Source organism: Viridibacillus sp. NPDC093762, from assembly GCF_050279675.1.
Lineage (GTDB): Bacteria > Bacillota > Bacilli > Bacillales_A > Planococcaceae > Viridibacillus.
This window is the reverse complement of record NZ_JBNNUK010000004.1, coordinates 40,939-61,906: the sequence shown is the minus strand read 5'-3', so window position 1 is coordinate 61,906 and position 20,968 is coordinate 40,939. Positions and strand designations below refer to the sequence as shown.

Annotated in this window: 16 protein-coding genes; 13 read left to right on the top strand and 3 right to left on the bottom strand. The window is 36.8% G+C overall.

Annotation, left to right across the window (positions count from 1 at the left end; all coding sequences use genetic code 11):
- Window positions 1-4: 4 nt before the first annotated feature.
- The 3 genes from ACQKM9_RS07265 to ACQKM9_RS07255 all read left to right on the top strand — a co-directional run bounded on the left by ACQKM9_RS07265 (window position 5) and on the right by ACQKM9_RS07255 (window position 4,515).
- The gene (locus tag ACQKM9_RS07265) at window positions 5-1,177 is read left to right on the top strand and encodes a saccharopine dehydrogenase family protein (RefSeq protein WP_427733714.1); all 1,173 of its coding nucleotides are present in this window, start codon (window positions 5-7) and stop codon (window positions 1,175-1,177) included.
- 419 nt (window positions 1,178-1,596) lie between these two features.
- The gene (locus ACQKM9_RS07260; RefSeq protein ID WP_427733713.1) at window positions 1,597-2,949 is read left to right on the top strand and encodes an aspartate aminotransferase family protein; all 1,353 of its coding nucleotides are present in this window, start codon (window positions 1,597-1,599) and stop codon (window positions 2,947-2,949) included.
- A 96-nt stretch (window positions 2,950-3,045) separates the two neighbouring features.
- Window positions 3,046-4,515, top strand: coding sequence for an APC family permease (locus tag ACQKM9_RS07255; RefSeq protein ID WP_427733712.1), 1,470 nt, complete (start codon window positions 3,046-3,048; stop codon window positions 4,513-4,515).
- 263 nt (window positions 4,516-4,778) lie between these two features.
- Here the strand turns inward: ACQKM9_RS07255 and pcp are convergent, their stop codons facing one another.
- Complete coding sequence (gene pcp, locus ACQKM9_RS07250) at window positions 4,779-5,426, bottom strand: pyroglutamyl-peptidase I (protein ID WP_427733711.1); 648 nt, start codon at window positions 5,424-5,426, stop codon at window positions 4,779-4,781.
- Between the two features lie 442 nt (window positions 5,427-5,868).
- Here pcp and ACQKM9_RS07245 point away from each other — a divergent pair, with 442 nt between their 5' ends.
- From ACQKM9_RS07245 to abc-f, 5 genes are all read left to right on the top strand, one after another.
- Window positions 5,869-6,183 (top strand): DUF3870 domain-containing protein, encoded by a 315-nt coding sequence (locus ACQKM9_RS07245; protein WP_427733710.1) that lies wholly within the window; start codon window positions 5,869-5,871, stop codon window positions 6,181-6,183.
- A gap of 264 nt (window positions 6,184-6,447) precedes the next feature.
- The gene (locus ACQKM9_RS07240; RefSeq protein ID WP_427733709.1) at window positions 6,448-7,617 is read left to right on the top strand and encodes a CaiB/BaiF CoA transferase family protein; all 1,170 of its coding nucleotides are present in this window, start codon (window positions 6,448-6,450) and stop codon (window positions 7,615-7,617) included.
- Between the two features lies 1 nt (window position 7,618).
- Entirely contained in the window at window positions 7,619-8,830 is a 1,212-nt protein-coding gene (locus ACQKM9_RS07235) for an acyl-CoA dehydrogenase family protein (RefSeq protein WP_427733708.1), read from the top strand.
- Between the two features lie 37 nt (window positions 8,831-8,867).
- Window positions 8,868-8,999 carry an RAxF-45 family protein gene (locus ACQKM9_RS07230; protein WP_368537708.1) on the top strand — a complete coding sequence of 44 codons (132 nt, stop codon included), beginning with the start codon at window positions 8,868-8,870 and terminating at the stop codon, window positions 8,997-8,999.
- 122 nt (window positions 9,000-9,121) lie between these two features.
- On the top strand, window positions 9,122-10,987 hold the full coding sequence (gene abc-f, locus ACQKM9_RS07225) for a ribosomal protection-like ABC-F family protein (RefSeq protein WP_427733707.1): 1,866 nt from the start codon (window positions 9,122-9,124) through the stop codon (window positions 10,985-10,987).
- Window positions 10,988-11,054: 67 nt separating this feature from the next.
- On the opposite strand, the gene ACQKM9_RS07220 is transcribed toward abc-f, so the two are convergent.
- Window positions 11,055-12,428 carry a polysaccharide deacetylase family protein gene (locus ACQKM9_RS07220; RefSeq protein ID WP_427733706.1) on the bottom strand — a complete coding sequence of 458 codons (1,374 nt, stop codon included), beginning with the start codon at window positions 12,426-12,428 and terminating at the stop codon, window positions 11,055-11,057.
- Between the two features lie 241 nt (window positions 12,429-12,669).
- Here ACQKM9_RS07220 and ACQKM9_RS07215 point away from each other — a divergent pair, with 241 nt between their 5' ends.
- Together ACQKM9_RS07215 and ACQKM9_RS07210 are read left to right on the top strand one after the other, a co-directional pair.
- On the top strand, window positions 12,670-13,410 hold the full coding sequence (locus ACQKM9_RS07215) for a threonine/serine exporter family protein (protein ID WP_427733901.1): 741 nt from the start codon (window positions 12,670-12,672) through the stop codon (window positions 13,408-13,410).
- Between the two features lie 10 nt (window positions 13,411-13,420).
- Window positions 13,421-13,879, top strand: coding sequence for a threonine/serine exporter family protein (locus ACQKM9_RS07210; protein ID WP_427733705.1), 459 nt, complete (start codon window positions 13,421-13,423; stop codon window positions 13,877-13,879).
- A gap of 86 nt (window positions 13,880-13,965) precedes the next feature.
- Here the strand turns inward: ACQKM9_RS07210 and ACQKM9_RS07205 are convergent, their stop codons facing one another.
- Window positions 13,966-15,981, bottom strand: a complete 2,016-nt coding sequence (locus tag ACQKM9_RS07205) for a sensor domain-containing protein (protein ID WP_427733704.1) — start codon at window positions 15,979-15,981, stop codon at window positions 13,966-13,968.
- A 202-nt stretch (window positions 15,982-16,183) separates the two neighbouring features.
- Here ACQKM9_RS07205 and ACQKM9_RS07200 point away from each other — a divergent pair, with 202 nt between their 5' ends.
- The 3 genes from ACQKM9_RS07200 (at window position 16,184) to ACQKM9_RS07190 (ending at window position 20,950) form a co-directional block, all read left to right on the top strand.
- Window positions 16,184-17,104 carry a DMT family transporter gene (locus tag ACQKM9_RS07200; protein ID WP_427733703.1) on the top strand — a complete coding sequence of 307 codons (921 nt, stop codon included), beginning with the start codon at window positions 16,184-16,186 and terminating at the stop codon, window positions 17,102-17,104.
- A gap of 296 nt (window positions 17,105-17,400) precedes the next feature.
- On the top strand, window positions 17,401-19,134 hold the full coding sequence (locus tag ACQKM9_RS07195; protein ID WP_427733702.1) for an ABC transporter ATP-binding protein: 1,734 nt from the start codon (window positions 17,401-17,403) through the stop codon (window positions 19,132-19,134).
- Window positions 19,127-20,950, top strand: a complete 1,824-nt coding sequence (locus ACQKM9_RS07190; protein WP_427733701.1) for an ABC transporter ATP-binding protein — start codon at window positions 19,127-19,129, stop codon at window positions 20,948-20,950. Before ACQKM9_RS07195 ends, ACQKM9_RS07190 begins: the two co-directional genes overlap by 8 nt.
- The last annotated feature ends 18 nt before the right edge of the window (window positions 20,951-20,968 follow it).

The window sequence follows — 20,968 nt, the reverse complement described above, 5'->3', positions numbered from 1 at the left end:
TCAGATGAAAGTAGCGGTATTAGGTGCAGGTTTAATGGGGAAAGAGGTTGCGCGTGATTTGGTTAAAAGTGATAAAGTTGAAAAAGTGTACTTAGCAGACCTAGATGTCAGTCAAACAACACTATTCGCTGAGTTATTGAAGTCAGATAAATTAGAAGTGCTACATCTAGATGCCAATGATGATGCGGAGTTAAAATGGGTGATGGCAAAAGCAGATGTTGTGGTTAACGCTCTATTTTATACATTTAATGAAAAAGTTGCACGTATGGCAATTGAAGTGGGTGTGCATTCAGTTGATCTTGGTGGTCACATTGGCGGTGCAACAAATGCTGTTTTAGATTTATCTGACGATGCTAAGGAAAAAGGCATTACATTAATTCCTGACTTAGGTGTTGCACCTGGAATGATCAACATTTTAACGGGCTATGGTGCATCAAAATTAGAGAGTGTCAAATCGATAAAAATCTTTGTTGGAGGAATTCCCGTTGAAAAAGAACCACCGCTGGATTATAACATTGTGTTTTCTCTAGAAGGGGTATTCGATCACTATACTGACCGATCTCATGTTATTCGTGGTGGGAAACTGCAGGAAATTGCTTCATTGTCAGAGATTGAAAAAGTTTATTTTGATGGCTTTACTGGGCTAGAGGCTTTTCATACTTCAGGTGGACTATCTACTTTGGCACAGACCTTCCCAAATGTGAATACGTTAGAATATAAAACAATTCGCTACCAAGGTCATGCAGAAAAATTCAAGTTACTTGTAGATTTAGGTTTAACAAATAAGGAGACAACAGTTAATCTAGAGGGTCAAGTCATCAAAGCACGTGATGTTTTACGTGAAGTGCTACAAAGTAAAATGTCTCTTGGTAATAAATCAGATGCGGTATTATTACGGGTGATTGTATCAGGCGAAAAGGGTGAGGAGCTTGTTTCGTACGAATACGAATTGATTATTAAGAAAGACAAAGAAACCAATGAAACAGCAATGGCATTAGCAACTGCAAATACAATTTCAGTAGTTGCTCAGTTAGTAGGCGATGGTACGATTTCAAAACGTGGAGTATATCCACCAGAGAAAGTAGTTCCAGGTGAAAAATACATGGAAGAAATGAAAAAACGCGGAGTATCTATTAAAGAAACTATGCATCGTTCAACAAATATTGTAAAAGGATAGAAGAGGACTATGGGTATGGTCTTTATATCATCAAAAAAGTCTAACGAGTAATCTCGTAAAATATTTTATAAAATTAACGATAAATAGTTTGAATATTTAAAATTGATAGTCAGTAATATGTGTTAAGGGTAAGTTTTGGTGGTAGCCCTAAAATATAAATAGTAAAGTGCTTGAGTTTACAAATATGACTGCCTAATCTGTTAAAAACCAAAACCCGGTTTTTTGTCGCAGATATAAGCCAGTTCAATTTGACTCACAGATATCTATCTGTAGTCTTTTTGAATTGGTTTTTTTTATGCAGTTAAGAGGGGAGGATAACATTCTTTTAGCAAAAACAAGACAAGATTTAGTACATCAAATGTAGTATACGGTTAAACCATCACTTCAATAAAAGATAATAAAAAACAGGGGGAATACAGATGACAACTTTAAATGAATGGGACAAAAAGCATTTTATTCATCCAACCTCATCAATTCAAGAGCAACAAGAGAATGGACCAAAAGCGATTTTCGAAAAGAGTGAAGGGATATATCTAACAAGTAAAGAAGGTACGAAGTATATAGATGCTATGTCATCGCTTTGGAATGTTAACATTGGGCACGGTCGCAAAGAAATAGCAGAAGCGGCAAAAGAACAAATGGAACAATTAGCATACAGCTCATGTTTTTCAAATTTTAGTAACGAGCCGGCTATTCGTCTGGCAAAGAAAATTGCTGATTTAGCGCCACATAGTTTAAATGCAGTGTTCTTTACATCAGGTGGTTCAGAGTCAAATGACTCAGCAATAAAAATTGTTCGTCATTATTGGCGTATTCAAGGTCAACCTGAGCGAAATAAAATCATTGCACTACGACGAGGATATCATGGCGTCTCGGCAGGTGCTACAAGCGCAACAGGTATACCTGAGTTTTGGGACATGGCAGGGAATTTGATGCAAGGATTTGTGCATGCAAAATCTCCATATGAAATTGGTACTGAGTCATCGATTCAATCCATTCGCGAAGTAATTGAAGCTGAAGGACCTGAAAAGATTGCGGCATTCATGGCAGAACCTGTCCAAGGGGCAGGGGGAGTACTGATCCCGCCGAAGGATTATTACAAGGAAGTACGTAAGGTATGCAATGAATATGGCATTTTATATATAGCAGATGAGGTTATTACAGGATTTGGACGTACAGGGAAAATGTTTGGTGTTGAAAATTATGGAGTAGAGCCGGATGTATTATCATTTGCAAAAGGTGTAACAAGTGGCTATTTTCCACTAGGTGGTGTCATTGTTTCCGATCATGTGCATAATGTGCTGAAGGAGAAATCAGAAGGAGTACTATTCCATGGTTTTACCTATAGTGGTCATCCGACAGGTGCGGCAGTAGCTCTAAAAAACCTTGAAATTTTAGAACGCGAAAATCTGGTTGATAACTCCTCTAAAATGGGTGAAGAATTACAAAAAGGATTTAAATCTATTAAAGAGGAATCTACGATTGTAGGTGATATTCGTACGTTAGGTTTACTCGGAGCCATGGAATTTGTACAAGATCCTTTAACGAATAAACGCTTTCCTGCCGAGTTGAAAGTGGCGCCAAGAATTATTGCGGCATTGCATGAACGTGGCGTTATATGTCGTGCAGTTACTTATGACAATACAGATATCGTATGTTTCTCACCACCATTGATTATTACAAAAGCGCAGATAGATGACCTAATTGCTATATTACGTGAAGCTGTACTAAGTGTTCAACAAGAGGTTGAAGAGCAGCTAGCGGCACTTTAAAAACTAATGAAAAATTATTCAAAGCTAGATAGATCGAGAGTAATTCCATTAATAGAGTCCATTGTATTTCAATAGACTCTTATCTGGGGGTGTAAGATGGAAGATCAAAAGCTATTGAAAATTTTAGGGAATAGAGACGTTATGGCACTTGCTTTTGGAGCAATGATTGGTTGGGGTTGGGTAGTAACAGCTGGTTTATGGATTACAGAAGCAGGTTCACTAGGTGCAATCATAGCATTTTTAATAGGTGGATTACTTGTTATTTTTATAGGGTTAACGTACGCAGAATTGTCCTCAGCTATGCCGTTATCTGGTGGAGAACTATTCTTCACATATAGGGCGACTGGACGGCTCACCTCGTTTATAGCAACATGGGCAATGATTCTTGGATATGTTTCAGTTGTAGCCTTTGAAGCTGTAGCTTTACCAACTGTTTTTGAATATGTCATTCCTGGCTATAGCGTCGGTTACATGTATACAATTGCAGGCTGGGATGTAAATTTCACTTGGGTAGCAGTAGGAATTCTTGGGTCGATTATTATTGCGTGGATTAACTATAGGGGTATGAAAATTACAAGTGTTGTGATGTCAATTTTGACATTACTCATATTAATCTCAGGTGTATTGCTGGTTACGGGAAGTTCTATTGCAGGAAACCCTGAGCATATGCAGCCTTTGTTTGAAAAAGGCTGGGGTGGCATTATGGCTGTATTGATTATGACGCCATTCATGTTTGTAGGATTCGATGTGATACCTCAAGCTGCAGAAGAGATTAATCTGCCACGTAAACGAATTGGACAACTTCTAATCATTTCAGTGTTTTTAGCTATTACTTGGTATGTAGCAATTATCTTCGGCGTTTCATACGTGCTGACTCCATCGGAAATTGCCAGTTCATCGCTTGTTACAGCAGATGCGATGGCAAAGGCATTTGGTGGTAGTAAGATGATGGGGAATGTTTTAGTACTTGGTGGAATCGGTGGGATATTAACGAGCTGGATTGGCTTCTATGTTGGTGGTAGTCGTGCCATTTTCGCATTGGCGAGAGCAGGAATGTTACCAAAGGCATTAGGCGAGCTGCATCCTAAATATAGAACGCCCCATAAAGCGATTTTACTCATTGCGGTTTTGACTACTCTAGCACCATTATTTGGTCGACCAGCACTTGTCTGGTTAGTAGATGCAGGTGGGTTTGCTCTTGTTATTGCATGGGTTTTAGTAGCAATTGCCTTTATTATTTTGCGTAAAAGAGAGCCTAATTTAAAAAGACCTTTTATATTGCCAGGAGGTACATTAATTGGTTGGTTAGCTGTCCTAATGTCAATTGGTATATGTATTTTATATCTACCAGGTATGCCTTCCGCATTAGTTTGGCCGTATGAGTGGGTAATCATATTAGCATGGGCTGTTTTTGGGGCAGTGTTGTACAAAATCTCTATGGTTAAATATGGTGCTAAAAATGCCAACAAACTAATGGACCAAGAAATAGAACGTGTGTTATCTGAAGAAGATATTGAAGAAACTTCATCACAAAAAGATGTAAATGGAGTTTTGGAAAGAGTTTAATTTCACATGAACATTTGTAATTTGTACGATAACCAATGAGAAATAAGTGTGTGGCTTGATGAAACAAGAGGTGAAAGTGAAAGAAAATAGAATTTATATTAAATGAATGAAAATGAGATTTGAACATAAAAAGACCTCTTGTTTTTGATGAAATTATCCCAAGCTCGCCAGCAAAAAAGGATAAATACATCATAAACAGGAGGCATATCATGAATTCTAAGAAAACATGGAAATCGCTCAAATCATTTTAAGAAACGGTGCAATTAATGGGTCATCCCACCTACTATATGAATATCCGTTTCATATTTAGCAGATGTGACAGCAGCTATTTTTAGGCCTTTAACAATTGTCTCAAGACTCAAGCTAGCCGCTTCTTTATTAATTGTTTGCTCCGGAATGAAAGGGATATGGATAAAGCCGCCTCGAATGCTTGCTGAAGTTCGGGCGATATAGTCCATTAACCCATAAAAGATATGGTTACATACAAAAGTTCCGGCGGTGTGGGATACCGATGCTGGAATATTGCTCTCTTTAATGTTTTCGACAATTCTCTTGATGGGGAGCGTAGACCAATAGGCTACTGGCCCTTTGTCTACAATCGGTTTATCAATGGGCTGGTTGCCCTGATTGTCTGGAATTTTAGCATCATCAATATTGATTGCAACTCGTTCAGGTGTGATGTGAAGTCGACCTCCAGCTTGTCCTACACAGATAACGATATCAGGATTATGTTGCTGGATAAGATGGTCCAATACCGCAACTGATTTCTCGAATACAGTTGGAATTTGTTCAGCAACTAGAGTTACATCATCAATAACCTCTCCATTTAACTGTTTTACTGCTTCCCAGGAAGGGTTTATTCTTTCTCCGCCAAAGGGCTCAAAGCCGGTTAACAACACTTTTTTCTTCAATCCGATCCCTCCTATATTCCTAATGAAACAAGAAAATACATAATATAAACTAAGTGTTATTGTATATCAAAGTAAGAATTTTAGGAATATTTTTAAAATCCAAGTGACTAATTATGGGGAATTCAAAGTCTTTAATAAGGTGTGGGTATGAAATAAAATTGCGATTCGGAAGTATGTAAGAAAGTGGTATAGGCAGTGAAGGTGGATGATAGGGAACTAAAGGGTATTTAGAATCCCAATATGTATCAAAGGGCATTGATTATTTTGTAAATAGATTTAGCAATGTTTAGTGCTTATTATTTTCTATCAATACGTTGCATTCTCATTGATAATAGGGCATTTCCGCTTATTAAATAACTTTCAAATTAATGATAAGTGTTGTATGATTTTTATATAATTTCTAAATTTTAGATAAATAATATGCTGAGGGAGTTGAACCATTATGAATACAATTTTTATAGCAGGGCATGCGAGACTGCCATCTGGTATGGCAGCACAAAACATTTATGAGACACTAACAATCACTGCGGAAATTGATAAGAAATATGGGGTAATCGTTGCAGCAAGTTGTACGTTAGCAACGCAGCATGGGAAATCTTTTGTTGAGCAATTACTAAGAGGCCATAGTTTGCAAGAGGGTATTACACAACCGGTCGAAGCAGTGAAAATACATTACTTAGGTAAAGCAGGAAACGCATTAATGTCGGCATTGAAAGATTTATATAAACAATATGAATCTTACAAATCGACAAAATAATTCAGAATTTTTAGTTAGTTATAAATTTACAAAAAAAGAATAGTATAGTAAAGTTAAAGATAATAAATCATGCAAAAACGTACAAGACGTTCATTTCGCATGATGAGGTAACAAGGGAAATAGTAAGCCAATACTGTCTAATCTGTTTGAAGCCTTGCCGGGTTTTATGACACAGATAAGAGCCAGTTCAATTTGACACTCAGTATATTCGCTGGAGTCTTTTTGAATTGGCTTTTTTATTGACCTATGAAGAGAGGTGACAGGATGTCTGGTGCTTTAGAAAATATTCGTATAATCGATTTATCTCGAGTACTTGCAGGACCATACTGCACAATGATATTAGGTGATCTAGGGGCTGAGGTCATTAAAGTAGAGGCCCCTGATAGTGGTGATGAGACGCGAAAATGGGGGCCTCCATTCCAAGATGATGTAAGTGCTTATTATTTAACAGCAAATCGTAATAAAAAAGCTATCACACTCAATTTAAAGGAAGAAGAGGGACGCGAAGTTATTAAAAAGTTAGTACAAGATAGCGATGTCATCATTAATAACTTTAAAACAGGTACTATGGAGCGCTTTGGTTTAGGGTACAAAACGTTAGCTGAAATCAACCCAGGTATTGTCTATTGCTCGATTACTGGCTTTGGTGAGACTGGACCAGATCGCTATTTACCGGGATATGATTTTATTATCCAAGGTATGAGTGGCCTGATGAGCATTACAGGGACTGAAGAATCTGGCCCACAAAAATCAGGCGTAGCAATCACTGATGTACTTACTGGAATGTACGCATGTATTGGTATTCAGTCTGCATTATTAGAACGTAGTCGCTCAGGAATCGGTCAAAAAGTCGATATCGCTTTATATGATGCAGCTGTGAGCGCATTAGTCAATGTTGGGAGCAGTTATTTAATGTCAGGCAATATTCCAACTGGACTTGGAAATGCACATGCCAATATCGTACCGTACCAGACATTTAAAACGGCCGATAGTGAGATGGTCATTGCAGTTGGAAACGATCATCAGTTTGCAACACTTTGTGAAGTGCTGAAGGTACCTCAATATGCACAGGATACACGTTTTCGTACTAATCCAGATCGTGTAAAGCAACGTGATGTGCTCATACCTTTATTGCAAACAGCTTTTTTACAAAAGTCTACAGCGCATTGGTATGACGTGTGCAGAAAAAAGAACATACCAGCTGGGCCTATTCAAAATATTCAAGAGGTTGAACAAGATAAGCAGTTACAGGCACGTAATATGTTCATCACATATGATCACCCTACAATAGGTAAAATCAAAATGATCGGGAGCCCATTGAAATTATCAAGAACACCTGTGACAGTAAGACATCATCCACCAAATCCAGGAGAGCACAATGATGAAATTTTACAGCCTTTGTATGAAAAAATGACACATAAGGGAGAGAATTAATATGAATTTTGAATTTACCGAAGAGCAAAAAATGTTGAGAAATACAGTGCGTACCTTTGTTGATAAAGAAATCATGCCCCATATTACTGAATGGGATAGTCAAGGTAAGTTCGATCCGAAAATTTTTTCTAAATTATCAGCTTTAGGTTTAATGGGTGTGTGTATTCCTGAAGCTTACGGTGGTAGTGGAATGGACTATAACTCTTTAGCTATTGTTTGTGAAGAATTAGAGCGTGGTGATACAGCGTTTCGTACAGCTGTATCTGTCCATACGGGACTAAATAGTATGACTCTATTGCAATGGGGCAATGAAGAACAAAAGAAAAAGTACCTCATCCCTCAGGCTAAAGGGGCGAAGATAGGCGCTTTCGGTTTAACTGAACCTGGAGCGGGATCTGATGTAGCCGCTATGTCTACACATGCAGTACTTGATGGTGACCACTATATTTTAAATGGTCAAAAAACATGGATTTCTTTATGTGATGTGGCCGATTATTTCATCGTATTTGCCTACACAGGTAATCGTTCATTAAAACACAAAGGAATTTCAGCCTTCATCGTAGATCGTACGTGGGAAGGGTTCTCTTCGAAAGCGATAAAAGGGAAGTATGGAATCCGTGCTGGTAATACGGGTGAACTTTTCTTTGAAGATGTCAAAGTCCCAAAAGAAAACTTATTAGGTGAAGAAGGCGAAGGCTTTAAAATTGCAATGGCAGCTTTAGATAATGGTCGTTTTACTGTAGCGGCAGGAGCAGTTGGTTTATCGATGGCATGTATTGAAGAAAGCGTAAAATACTGCCATCAACGCTACACCTTTGGCAAACCAATAGGACAGCACCAGCTTGTAAAACAAATGATAGCGAAAATGGAAGCAGGCTATCAGATGAGCCGTTTGTTAGTTTATCGTGTGGGAGAATTAAAAAATCAAGGTATTCGTAATACACGCGAAACATCTTTAGCAAAGTGGCAGGCATGCGATTTTGCCAACAAGGCAGCAGATGATGCGGTGCAAATTCACGGTGCATACGGATATTCAGATGAATACCCAGTAGCCCGTTTCCTTCGTAACTCAAAAGCACCGGTAATTTATGAAGGGACACGTGAGATTCATACATTAATGCAAGCAGATTATGTATTGGGAGAACGTGAAGATAAGCCATTGAATCATATGCTACCTAAATGGCCATTTGAAATTGACCACCAATTATGTTAGACTATTCATAATTATTTGAAACGGAGGTGAGGAAAGAATGAAAAACGTTGTGGATGCATATGTTTATACTTTGGAATTTCTTCCAATTACATGTGCGATTTCTTTCGATTTTGCGGTTAACGGGATAAGTGCGCCCATTTTTCTACAAAATCAAATAATCCACAGCTGATTAACCATTCTTTCCAAGCCAAATTTTAAGGCGTAAAAGATTGTCTGTTAATCAGGTAGTCTTTTTGTTTTGGCAAAAATCGGGTACTTTCAGCTGTGTCATACGGAAGGAAGTAATCAAGCATGATTTGTACAGTTCAACATATAAGTAAAATGCTCGGCGGGAATAGTATTTTTGAAGACTTAGTATTAGATATTAAAACAGGAGATCGTTTAGGAATAGTTGGACGTAATGGTTCTGGGAAGACGACTTTATTCAAGCTTATTGCAGGGGTAGAATCACCAGACCAAGGGGAAATTCATTTTAAAAAAGGAACTAAAATTGGATATTTAGCGCAAATTCCAATATTTTCAGAAAAGATTACAGGTCAGGCTATATTAGCGCAGGCATTTAAGCATTTGCTTGATTTACAAAGCCAAATGCATGAGCTTGAAAAAAGTATGGCCACTGCAACATCTGAGCAACTAGAGAGATATTTAGTTCAATATGGTGATGTGCAAGAACGCTTCACATTAGCAGACGGTTATAGTATGCAGGCTCAAATTGAGATGATCATTAATGGACTACAATTAAATGATTTTGTAGAACAGCCCTTTAACAGTCTTAGTGGTGGAGAAAAGACGAAAATTATGCTCGGTCAATTGCTTCTGACTAAGCCGGATTTACTACTATTAGATGAACCGACGAATCATTTGGATTTGTTTGCTGTAGAATGGTTAGAGCAATATTTAGTCGACTATACGGGAACAGTTGTGATCATATCGCACGATCGCTATTTTTTAGATAAGGTTGTCACGAAAATTGTAGATTTAGAGCAAGGTGAGTTACAAGTTTATCATTGTAGTTATTCAGACTTTTGTGTTGAAAAAGAAGCGCGTCTTATGCGAGAGTTTCAACAATACGAAGAACAACAAAAGAAGATGAAGAAGATGCGTGAGGCAATCAAACGTATGCGACAATGGGCGAATGAAGCCAATCCACCGAATGAGGCAATGCACCGACGTGCTCGTAATATGGAGCGAGCTCTAGAACGTATTGAAAAGCTTCGCAAGCCAATTATTGATCCTAAAAAAATGGATTTATCTTTTGAAGCCGCTCCTCGCAGTGGGAAGGAAGTTGCCATACTAAAAAATGTCACAAAAGCTTTTGGAGATAAGGTATTACTCAGAAATGTAAATTTACAACTTCTATGGCAAGAACATATGGCAATTGTAGGGCGTAATGGTACTGGAAAATCTACTATCTTGAATATGTTACTTAATAAGATAACGATAGATACGGGAACATGTAAGTTAGGTAGCCAAGTTAAAATTGGCTATCTATCACAGCATTTTCAAATTGATAAGCCTAAAGCACGACTCATTGATGTTTTTCGTGATGAAGTCTCTGTCACTGAAGGTGATGCTCGTCATATTTTAGCTAAATTCATGTTTTACGGAGCAGATGTTTTTAAGAGGATTGCAAATTTAAGTGGTGGTGAACGTATGCGACTTAGATTAGCACAGCTCATGCATCAAGACATCAATTTACTAATCTTAGATGAACCGACAAATCATTTAGATATAGAATCAAGGGAAGTACTAGAAGACGCGTTAGAAGACTTTAGAGGTACTATTTTAGCTGTTTCTCATGATCGCTTCTTTTTAAATAAATTATTTACGAGAACAGTGTGGCTTGAGCATCAGCAATTAATAACGTATGAGGGGCCGTACGACTGGGCACGACAAAAATTTAATGAGAAACAAGCTCTTAACTTACCACAGTCAATAAAACAAGAGAAAAAAACATCTTCAAAAGTAAAAGTAATAAAAAATGATACAAATAAAGAACAAGAGATTGTACAGATTGAAGCTACTATAAAGCAACTGAATCAGAAAATTTATCAAGAGCAGGATTGGAACTTATATGAACAACTTATAGCTGAGAAGGAAAGAGTAGAGCAGAAACTTGAAGTATTATTAGAACAATGGATGGAAGAATTAGAGTAAGCATAAAAATAGCCCTTGATTACATAATGTAATCGAGGGCTAATATCATTGGTCTTAGGTTCTACAATTATCTTCTTAACTCAGATATGGTTACAAACTCATAACCTTGCTTTTGTAAGTAAGCTAATACAGAATCTAAACCTTGAGCTGTTGTAGGTTGAATATCATGCATTAAAATAATAGCGCCATCATGACTATACTGTTTGACCATAGTTAAAAGTGTTTTAGGATTACGATTTTTCCAGTCAAGTGTATCAACATCCCATAAGATAACTGGTAGTTTATTTTGTGAACGCACTCTCTCGTTGATTGAACCATAAGGTGGACGGAATAACGTTGGTTTTTCGCCCGTAGCTTTTTGAATTTCTTCATTGGTTCGGTTGATTTCAGCTTTAATCTTCTTATTTGAAAGTGTGATTAAATTTGTATGTGAAAATGTGTGATTGCCAATTTCATGTCCAGCATCAGCAACTTTTTTAGCAAGCTTTTGATTGTACATTGCCTGGCTTCCAAGCATGAAGAATGTTGCCTTCGCATCGTATTTCTTAAGTGTTTTTAAGATTTTCGGCGTTACTTTTGCATTAGGACCATCATCAAATGTTAATGCAATTTGTTTCTTTTTCGTACCATCTGGATTTATTCCTACTATTTGGAACGGTTTCGCCAGTATACTATTTACAGAAGAAAGTGGTATTTTAATCTTTGAGATAACATTACTATTATCAGACAATTTAGCGCCGTCAAAATAAATGTATAAAGAGTTATCAGTTAAAGAGAAATTTTTATAATTTGAATACGTAGGTGTAGTAGCATTTTTTAATTTTGTTGTATTGATATATGATTTAAACTGGTCATCGCTTTTTATTTGTTTTTCGACAAAAGGTATAAGTTTTGCCAGATTATTTTCGTTTTTAATAACGTTGTTTAAAAACAACTGTTTATTATTTTTTTTATCATACATAAAAGTTTGGATAGTTTTTTCTTTACTTCCTGTGCCTTTATATGTATTTTGAGTTAAAACAAACGAGTAGTAATTCTTTTTATGGTGCAAGGTTTTAAATGTTATTGTTAACTTGCCAATTTTATTTGCATCATTTTGGAGGATTTCCTCCATGCTAGCTAAGTAGGTATCGCGCGCCTTATAAACGGCATCCTTTATAGCTTTGTTGAATTCTTTATCTTCAGTTTGAGGATATTCAATTGAATAGGGCATACGTTGATCGTCTGAAATAATAGAGGCAATTTTAATACCGGTATATTTCGAATCCTTTGTCTGATGCTCAGGCGGTGCTGCTAAAGCGACCCCATTTGTTACTGAAGATTCTTTGTCGTTTTTTGGTGTGAAAAAAAAGAAAAGCAAAACAGCAGATAGTACAAAAACACTACAAATTAATATTGTGTCAATCCAAAGCCCTCTTTTTTTAGGGCGTGTTGTGGTCATTTCCCCAAGACCTCCTTTAAAACTATTATGTGTTCTATTCTATACGATTAGACGGCAAAGTGGAGCGAAAAGTTTTGAATTTATGTTAAAAAATCAACTTTTGTTGAAAAATAAGTAAAAATGACGCGAAAGGGGCATTTTGCCATGCGTAATATTACATTTTTTTACTAATAAGTAGTCGTACATAACGTTTTATTTACTAAATTTTGTTTATGAAGGGCAGGGAAAAACAGTGATTGAAATGGAAGAAGAGGAACTCGCAATAGATTGTTTTCTTCTAGCTGGAAGATTACTTATGCAAAGTGGAGCGGAAACGTATCGTGCTGAAGATACGATGTTACGCATGGCAAATTCACAAGGATTAACATCTGCACAGAGTTTTGTGACGCCTACAGGAATAATATTTTCAGCTGGTCATAAAAGACCAACAAGAATTGTTCAAATACCGAGACGCTCGACAGATTTAGAGAAAATTGCGCTTGTAAATGGTGTATCACGTCGATTAACCGCAGAGCAAATTACTTTGTCAGAAGCGTTTGAGGAATTACAACGCATAGATCGTTCAAATTTATATTTCCCAACTTGGCTTCAAATAGTCGCTTCGGCTATTGCAAGTGGATGTTTTTTAATTTTATTTGAAGGTGTTTGGAGTGATGTTCCGGCAGCAATTTTAGCTGGAGGAATTGGTTTTTCACTTTTTGTTTTAATGCATGAGTTAACAAAGGTAAAGTTTTTTGCAGAATTTACAGCTGCATTGTTTGTAGGAATTACAGCGTTTGTAGCAGTAAAATTGGGTATAGGTATCCAAATAGATAAAATCATTATTGCTTCTGTGATGCCGTTAGTACCAGGCTTACTTATTGCAAATGCAGTGCGGGACTTAATGGCAGGACATTTTGTCTCCGGAGTAGCTAAAGGAACGGAAGCTTTTTTAACAGCATTTGCGATCGGTGCGGGTGTTGCACTAGTATTGTCATTTTAGGAGGAATACTATGTTTTGGGTCACCCAAGGAGTTCTTAGTTTTTTAGCAACAGCTGGTTTTGGAATTATTTTTAATGCACCGAAAAAAACTCTATTCCATTGTGGGTTAGTTGGAGCCATCGGATGGCTAATATACTATTCTCTATTGAAGCAAGGTGTGGATGCTGTAATAGCTTCATTTGCAGGTTCGTTTGTTATTTCGATTGTGGCACATATGTTGGCAAGGCGCTTTAAAATGCCGATGATTATCTTTAGTGTTGCTGGGATTATTCCACTCGTACCTGGGGGAATGGCTTACAATGCAATGAGACATGTCGTTGAAAATGAATATCTTGAAAGTATTCAAGATGCAGCGAAGGCATTCATTCTTACGGGTGCCATTGTTATGGGACTTGTCTTTGCAGAGGTGTTTATGCAACTCATTTTCAATATAATCCGCAAACGAAAGGCAAGAGCGTTACAAAATTAAATTTACATAAAAAATGGCCTTCGCTAATTTGAGCGAAGGTCATTTTTTTATTTAAAACATGTATTCATTGGAAAATATACAAAGTGTTATTTTAAAAGTTTTTCAACCTCTTTAGGTGTGATAGGATGGCTAATATGATAACCTTGCGCTGCATCACAGCCGAATGATGTAAGTAATTCTAATTGCTCTGCTGTTTCAACACCCTCAGCTAAAACACGCATATTGATAGATTTTCCAAATTGAATCATACCTTGTATTAATTTTTGCGCTTTCTTCTGATATTGAAGTGTTGAAATAAATGTTTGGTCAATTTTGATTTCTGCTAATGGCAAGAGCTGCATGTAACGGAAAGATGCATATCCTGTACCAAAGTCATCAAGGACGAAGACAATACCGTCAGTTTCTAATTGCTTCATCTGTTGAATTATAGAAGTTTCGGCTTCAGCTTCTAAAGCGAATTTTTCTGTAATTTCAATTTGCAATAGTTTAGCAGGGCAATTTGTTTTCTCTAATACTTTTCTAATATGTTGTACCATGTTTTTATCACGGAATTCTCGTACAGATGAATTAATACTTACTTTTAAATCTAAGCCTTTTTTATGCCAAGCTACTGCTTGTAAGCAAGCTTGTTCAAGCATAAAGGCGCCAATATCATTAATCAAACCAGTTTCTTCGGCGATTGGGATTAAGACATCAGGTGTAACGATACCTATTTCCTCGTCTTCCCAACGTACGAGGGCTTCTACACCAGTAATTTTACCTGTTTCTAAATTTAATTGGGGTTGATAGAGCACTTTTAAGTTCTTTTTATCCAGCGCGATTAGTAGGCGCTTTTCAATAATGGCCTTTGTACTAAGTGCTTTATGATCAGCTTTTGTTAAACTAATAATATTACCACCACCATCAGAACGCACTTTAGAAATTGCCGCATGTGAGGCTTTCACTAAATGTGAGAATGATGATTGATCCTCAGGATATTTTGTAATACCTCCGCTAATTGAAAGTGGTATTGCACGATTGTTTACATAAATAGGGTGTTGTTTTAGATAGGCAAGGAAACCTTGGATAAACCATTCACCAAGTGGAGTTAATACGACAAATTCATCTATACCGACTCTAGCCATTGTGCTATCTTGGAAATATATTTTCATACGGTTTGTGAATTCCTGTAAAAGGACTATTTCTGTTTGTTCATCATAAATTTCCTTCAAAGAGTAAAATTTATCAATGCTTAAGTAAACGAATGTAAAGTGATTCTTTTCTTGAATCATATCAGTGACGATTTGTTCTAGACGATAGCGATTCATTAAACCGGTTTCTTGATCGATATAAGCGATTTTTTCTAAACGGTTTTGTAGCAGTTTTTTTTCTGTAATATCATTTTCGAGCAGTATAAAGTAGGCAGGGTTTTTACATGCCACGAAAATCGGGATTGCCGTTAAATCGACCCAATAGGATAAGCCGTCTTTCGACATTTTCTCAACTTCGCCCTTCCAAGTCTTGCCGTTTTTTAGGGATGTCCAGATGTTATTTGCATCAGCAGTTCCGTTATCTGTTTGAGGGAACATTTGCCAAAATGTTTTGCCTATAATTCGTTTCGGTGTCCATTTGCTCCGTTTTAAGAAATTGTTGTTTGCGAAATTGATTAAACCTTCTTGATCCATCGTTAACATCATAAAGGAGGATTCTAACCCTGATTTCAAGCTAAGTAATTCTTGATAAGGTGATGGATCTTTTTGAATTTCATCTGTCATTTCAAAATGGAAAAATACATAACGCTTGTTCTCGATAGTAAATGCTTTTGCTAAAGCAGATGAAAAGATAGCTTCTTTATTTTTTGCTATGAATGCCATTTTGTCTAAACGGATAGGTTCAGGAGAACGTAATAGCTTTGTCCATCCGTCTTTATGTAGGCCTGATTTCTCTGCTTCTATGAAGGGGGTAAATTTACCAAGAACTTCATCAGCAGAATACCCGAAAGTTTTTTCGGCTTGGCGATTCCATGCCGCTACGATTCCTTCATGATCAATAACCATCATTGGGAATGGCATTTGGTTCAAAACTGAATTGGCTGTACTAAAAATTATTTGAGTTTCATTCATGCATGCGACGACTCCTTGAAGTTACTATATCTATTATTATAGTGAAAAGAATGTCATCCGTCATTAGTAATAGGTAATGTATAAAAAAGAAATTCAGAATTATATATTAATATTGACAATATATAAAGGCTAAAATGGGAAGAAATATGCAAAAAAATATCGAAAATGCAGTAAAATATAATCATAAAAGAGGGGGTTAGGAATGAATCATCAGTCGCATAGGTTAAGAGGGATAATACTGATTATTTCTGGAGCAATGCTTTGGGGTGCTACGGGACCACTTATGGAGTGGGTATTATCTAATAGTGATTTAACTGTAGCGTTTATGCTAACAGTCCGTCTCATTTTGGCGGGTATAATACTATTATCCTTTTTATTGCTAACTAAAAAAGATGTAACAAGTATTTGGAAATATCCTATTTGGTGGAGGAAATTAGTCGTATTTGGTGTTTTAGGAATGCTTGGAGTGCAATTTTCATTTGTAGCAGCTATTGATGCTAGTAATGCGGTTGTGGCAACATTACTACAATTTTTGGCACCTATTTTCATTATCCTTTTTGTTTCAATCTCATATCGCAAATGGCCACCAAGATATCAAGTATTAGGTATTCTAGGGACACTTGTTGGTTTGTTTTTATTACTAACGAATGCTTCCTTTGAGACATTGCTCGTTAGTTCTGAAGCTCTTTTATGGGGAGTCGCGGTTGGTTTAACATTTGCTTTTTATACTTTATATCCTGCAGCCATTATGAAGGAATGGGGTGTCCTTATTGTGGTAGGATGGGGGATGCTAATCGGAGGAATTGTACTAGGTGTAATTTCGCAAGTCTGGAGTTCTGATGAATGGAGCCTATTATTAGACCCGAAAATCGCATTAATGTTAACTGCTATTATATTTTTTGGAACAGCTGCCTTTGTATTGTTTTTAAGTAGTATGAAATATATATCAGCTGTAGAAACAAGTGTGTTGTCAAGTATGGAGCCATTAACGGCTATGATCATTTCTGTTATTTGGCTAGGAAGAACACTAGAGATATGGCAAATTTTAGGTATCATAATCATGCTTGTTTGTGTAACGTGGCTTTCCATTGAAGGGGATAAGCAACAAAAAGCAGACATATAAATTTAGTGAAAAAAATAAATATCACTGTGATTTTGTAAGTGATTATTTTTTTAAGAAACTAAATTAGCGTAAAGAATTGCATGCTCTATTTCAAAATCTATTATTTAAAAATAAATGGTCTCTTTCACTTTTTGAGTGAGGGGGACTTTTTTTATATATACATGAAGAAAAATATTAATAAAATTACCCTTCTAAATATTTTGAGTTTTTATAGCACAAGTTATGGTTATTTTATGGCATAATAAGGAACAATTAAATAAATTTCGAGAGACGAAATGAATATAGGAGGTTATAACATGAAGATAATGTTTTCATACATAAAACCATACAAATGGTTCGCTGTTATTGCTATTTCGCTCATGCTTGTAGAGCTTGCTGTTGAGTTAATCCAGCCACTAATTATCAAGAAAATTATTGACGATGGAATCGTTTTACAAGATTCTGCAACGGTTTGGTTATGGGGCGGAATAATGATGCTAATAGCATTCCTGGGTTTTATCGCAGGCGTTACGAACTCATTTTTTTCAGCACATGCATCACAAAGCTTTGCCTTTGATTTGCGGAATGCATTGTTTAAAAAAGTACAATCATTTACAATGACGACGTTTTTGAGATTTCCAACGGCAGGACTTATTACGCGTTTAACAAGCGATGTATCTCAAGTACAACAAGTTTTATTCATGAGTCTACGAGTCATGTTACGTACGCCCCTTGTTGTGATTGGTAGTTTAATAATGGCGTTTTATGTGAAGCCATCATTAGCTGTTTATCTTGTAATTGGTGCTCCGTTTTTAGCTGTTTTCTTATTTTTAATGGTTCGCAAAGGTATTACATATTTTTCAGCCGTTCAAAAGCGTGTTGACCGAGTCAATCGTGTTATTCAAGAGAATTTACAGGCGATGCGTTTAGTAAAAGCCTATTTGCGTGGTTTGTACGAAGCAAGTAGGTTTGAAAAAGTAGCAATTTCTTTGAAGATAGATACATCTAAAGCGTTACGAACGATGGAGTATATTCAGCCCATATTGCTGTTTGTTATGAATGTTAGCTTGCTTGTGGTTCTTTGGTTTGGAGCGGGGAAAATTGAGCAAGGAGAAACGCAAATCGGTGAACTTGTAGCGATAGTCAACTATGCACTACGTATGACAGGGGCATTTTCAATGTTTTCATTTATTATCGTATTTATTTCACGAGCGAAAGCGTCAGCGGATCGTATGGAGGAAGTATTGTTAATTGAAGAAGGTTTAGAAGAAGATGAGAAGGATAAAGGATCACTGGAAGTTGGGCAACGCGGCACTCTACGTTTTGACAACGTTTCTTTTAAGTACCCACAGACAGATGAATTCGTATTGCGTAATATCTCTTTTGAATGTGGTCAAGGTGAAAAATTAGCTATTATGGGTGCGACTGGCTCTGGTAAATCAACATTGTTACAGCTATTACCCTGTTTTTACTATACGACGTCTGGGGATATTTTTGTGGATGGAGTGAATGTGGAAAACTGGCCTTTAGAAAAGTTGCGTGAGGCTATTGGTTATGTACCACAGCGGGCATTGTTATTCACTGGTTCTATCCACGATAACGTAACCTGGGGAAAAACAGCTGCTTCAATTGAACAAGTGCAAGAGGCGACAATACAGGCACAAATACATGATTCAATTCTGCACTTTCCAAATGACTATGAAACGAGAGTTGGGCAAAAGGGAGTGAACTTATCTGGTGGTCAAAAACAACGATTATCAATTGCAAGGGCATTAATACGTAAGCCGGAATTTTTGATCTTAGATGATAGTACAAGTGCATTAGATGTCAAAACGGAATCTGCATTATGGAGTGCGTTAGAGTGTGAAAAGGCAACAATGCTTGTTGTGACTCAGAAAATTCGTACAGCAAAGGGAGCTGACCGTATTTTGCTACTAGAAGACGGATTCGTGTCGGCATTTGGTACTCATGAAGAATTGATGGAAAGTTCCGTATTATATCAAAAAATTGCGACTTCACAACAAGAGCAGGGGGTGGATGATAATGCTTAAAGCAATAAGAGAACCTTTTGGTTATAAAAATATTTTGACGAAAGAAGATATACAAAAGAAGCGTAATAAGAAGATGGATCGCGCTACAAATTGGGGTTCAACGCTAGGGCATATCTGGCGAATTGTGGATGAACAACGCGTGCTATTAATTGTAGTTCTACTCATGGTAGTAGCGAGCTCGGTATTTTCATTATTAGGTCCTTATTTAATTGGGAAAATTATTGATAACCACATTATGAAAGCTCAGTTTGCAGGCTTGTCTAAGCTAATATTTGGTTTGATCGCCATTTATATAGGTTTGTCATTATCATTGTTTCTCCAAAACTATTGGATGATTGGTATTGCACAACAAACGATTTATCGCATGCGTACAGGTCTATTCACTAAGTTACAGAAGTTACCAATTTCCTTTTTTGATAAGCGTCAACATGGCGAGTTAATGAGCCGTATGACAAATGATATTGAGAATGTTAGTTCGACCTTGAATAGTACATTTATTCAAGTATTCTCAAGTGTTTTAACGTTAATTGGGACGTTGGTTGTTATGTTGTCAATGAGCCCTCTATTAACATTTTTGACGATGATCATCATCCCAGTAATGTTCGTTGCTACAAGATGGATTACACGCCGTACAAGTAAGTTATTTAAAGAACAGCAGCAAGCATTAGGAGCATTAAATGGGATGATTGAGGAGTCGATTTCAGGACAACGAATTGTTAAAGCTTTTTCTCAGGAGCAGCGTATGATTGAAGAATTTGCAGAGAAAAGTACTAAGTTACGCAACGTTGGCTTTTGGTCTAATGTTTACTCAGGTGGTATTCCAAAGGTCATGAACCTTTTAAATAATGCAAGCTTTGCCATTGTTGCGGGCGTCGGTGGTTTATTAGCATTGAAGGGCCAAGTTACAATTGGGACGATTGTGATATTTTCAGAATATGCGCGTCAGTTTACACGTCCACTAAACGATTTAGCAAATCAGTTTAATAATGTTTTGTCAGCGATTGCAGGAGCAGAACGTGTTTTTGGAATTATGCACGAAGAGGAAGAGGTGGATTTAGCTTCAGACAAAGTAATCCAACAACTACAAGGTGACGTAAAGTTCAATGATGTCTCGTTCAAATATGAACAAACAGATGAAGCACATACGATAAAAAATGTTAGTTTTCATGTAGAGGCAGGTCAAACAGCTGCTTTAGTAGGAGCTACTGGGGCTGGTAAAACAACTATCTTACAGTTACTCGCACGTTTCTATGAAGTAAATAAAGGTGAAATTACTATTGATGGTACACCCATTCAAGAAATGTCACGTCAAAATTTGCGCAGTCAAATGGCATTTGTTTTACAAGATCCGTTTTTATTTGAAGAAACGGTTAGGGAAAACATTCGGTATGGTCAGCTAAATGCAACAGATGAAGAAGTAGAAGAAGCTGCACGTAAAGCTAATGCTCATGACTTCATTATGAAGTTGCAGAATGGTTATGATACATTTCTGTCTGCTGATGGTGCTGAAATTAGCCAAGGTCAAAAACAGTTATTATCTATAGCAAGAGCACTTGTCGCAGACCCTGTAATTCTATTGTTAGACGAAGCAACAAGTAGCATTGATACTGTAACAGAGTTGAAAATTCAAGAAGCTCTAGAACGTTTAATGAAAGGACGTACAAGCTTTGTAATTGCCCATCGATTAAATACGGTACGACAAGCTGATATTGTCTTTGTCATGCAACAAGGTGAACTTGTTGAAGCAGGCAACCAGCAGGAGTTAGTTGAAAAACAAGGAATTTATTATAAAATGTTAGAAGAATCAAATGCATAACTCTTTGGTAAATAGAAG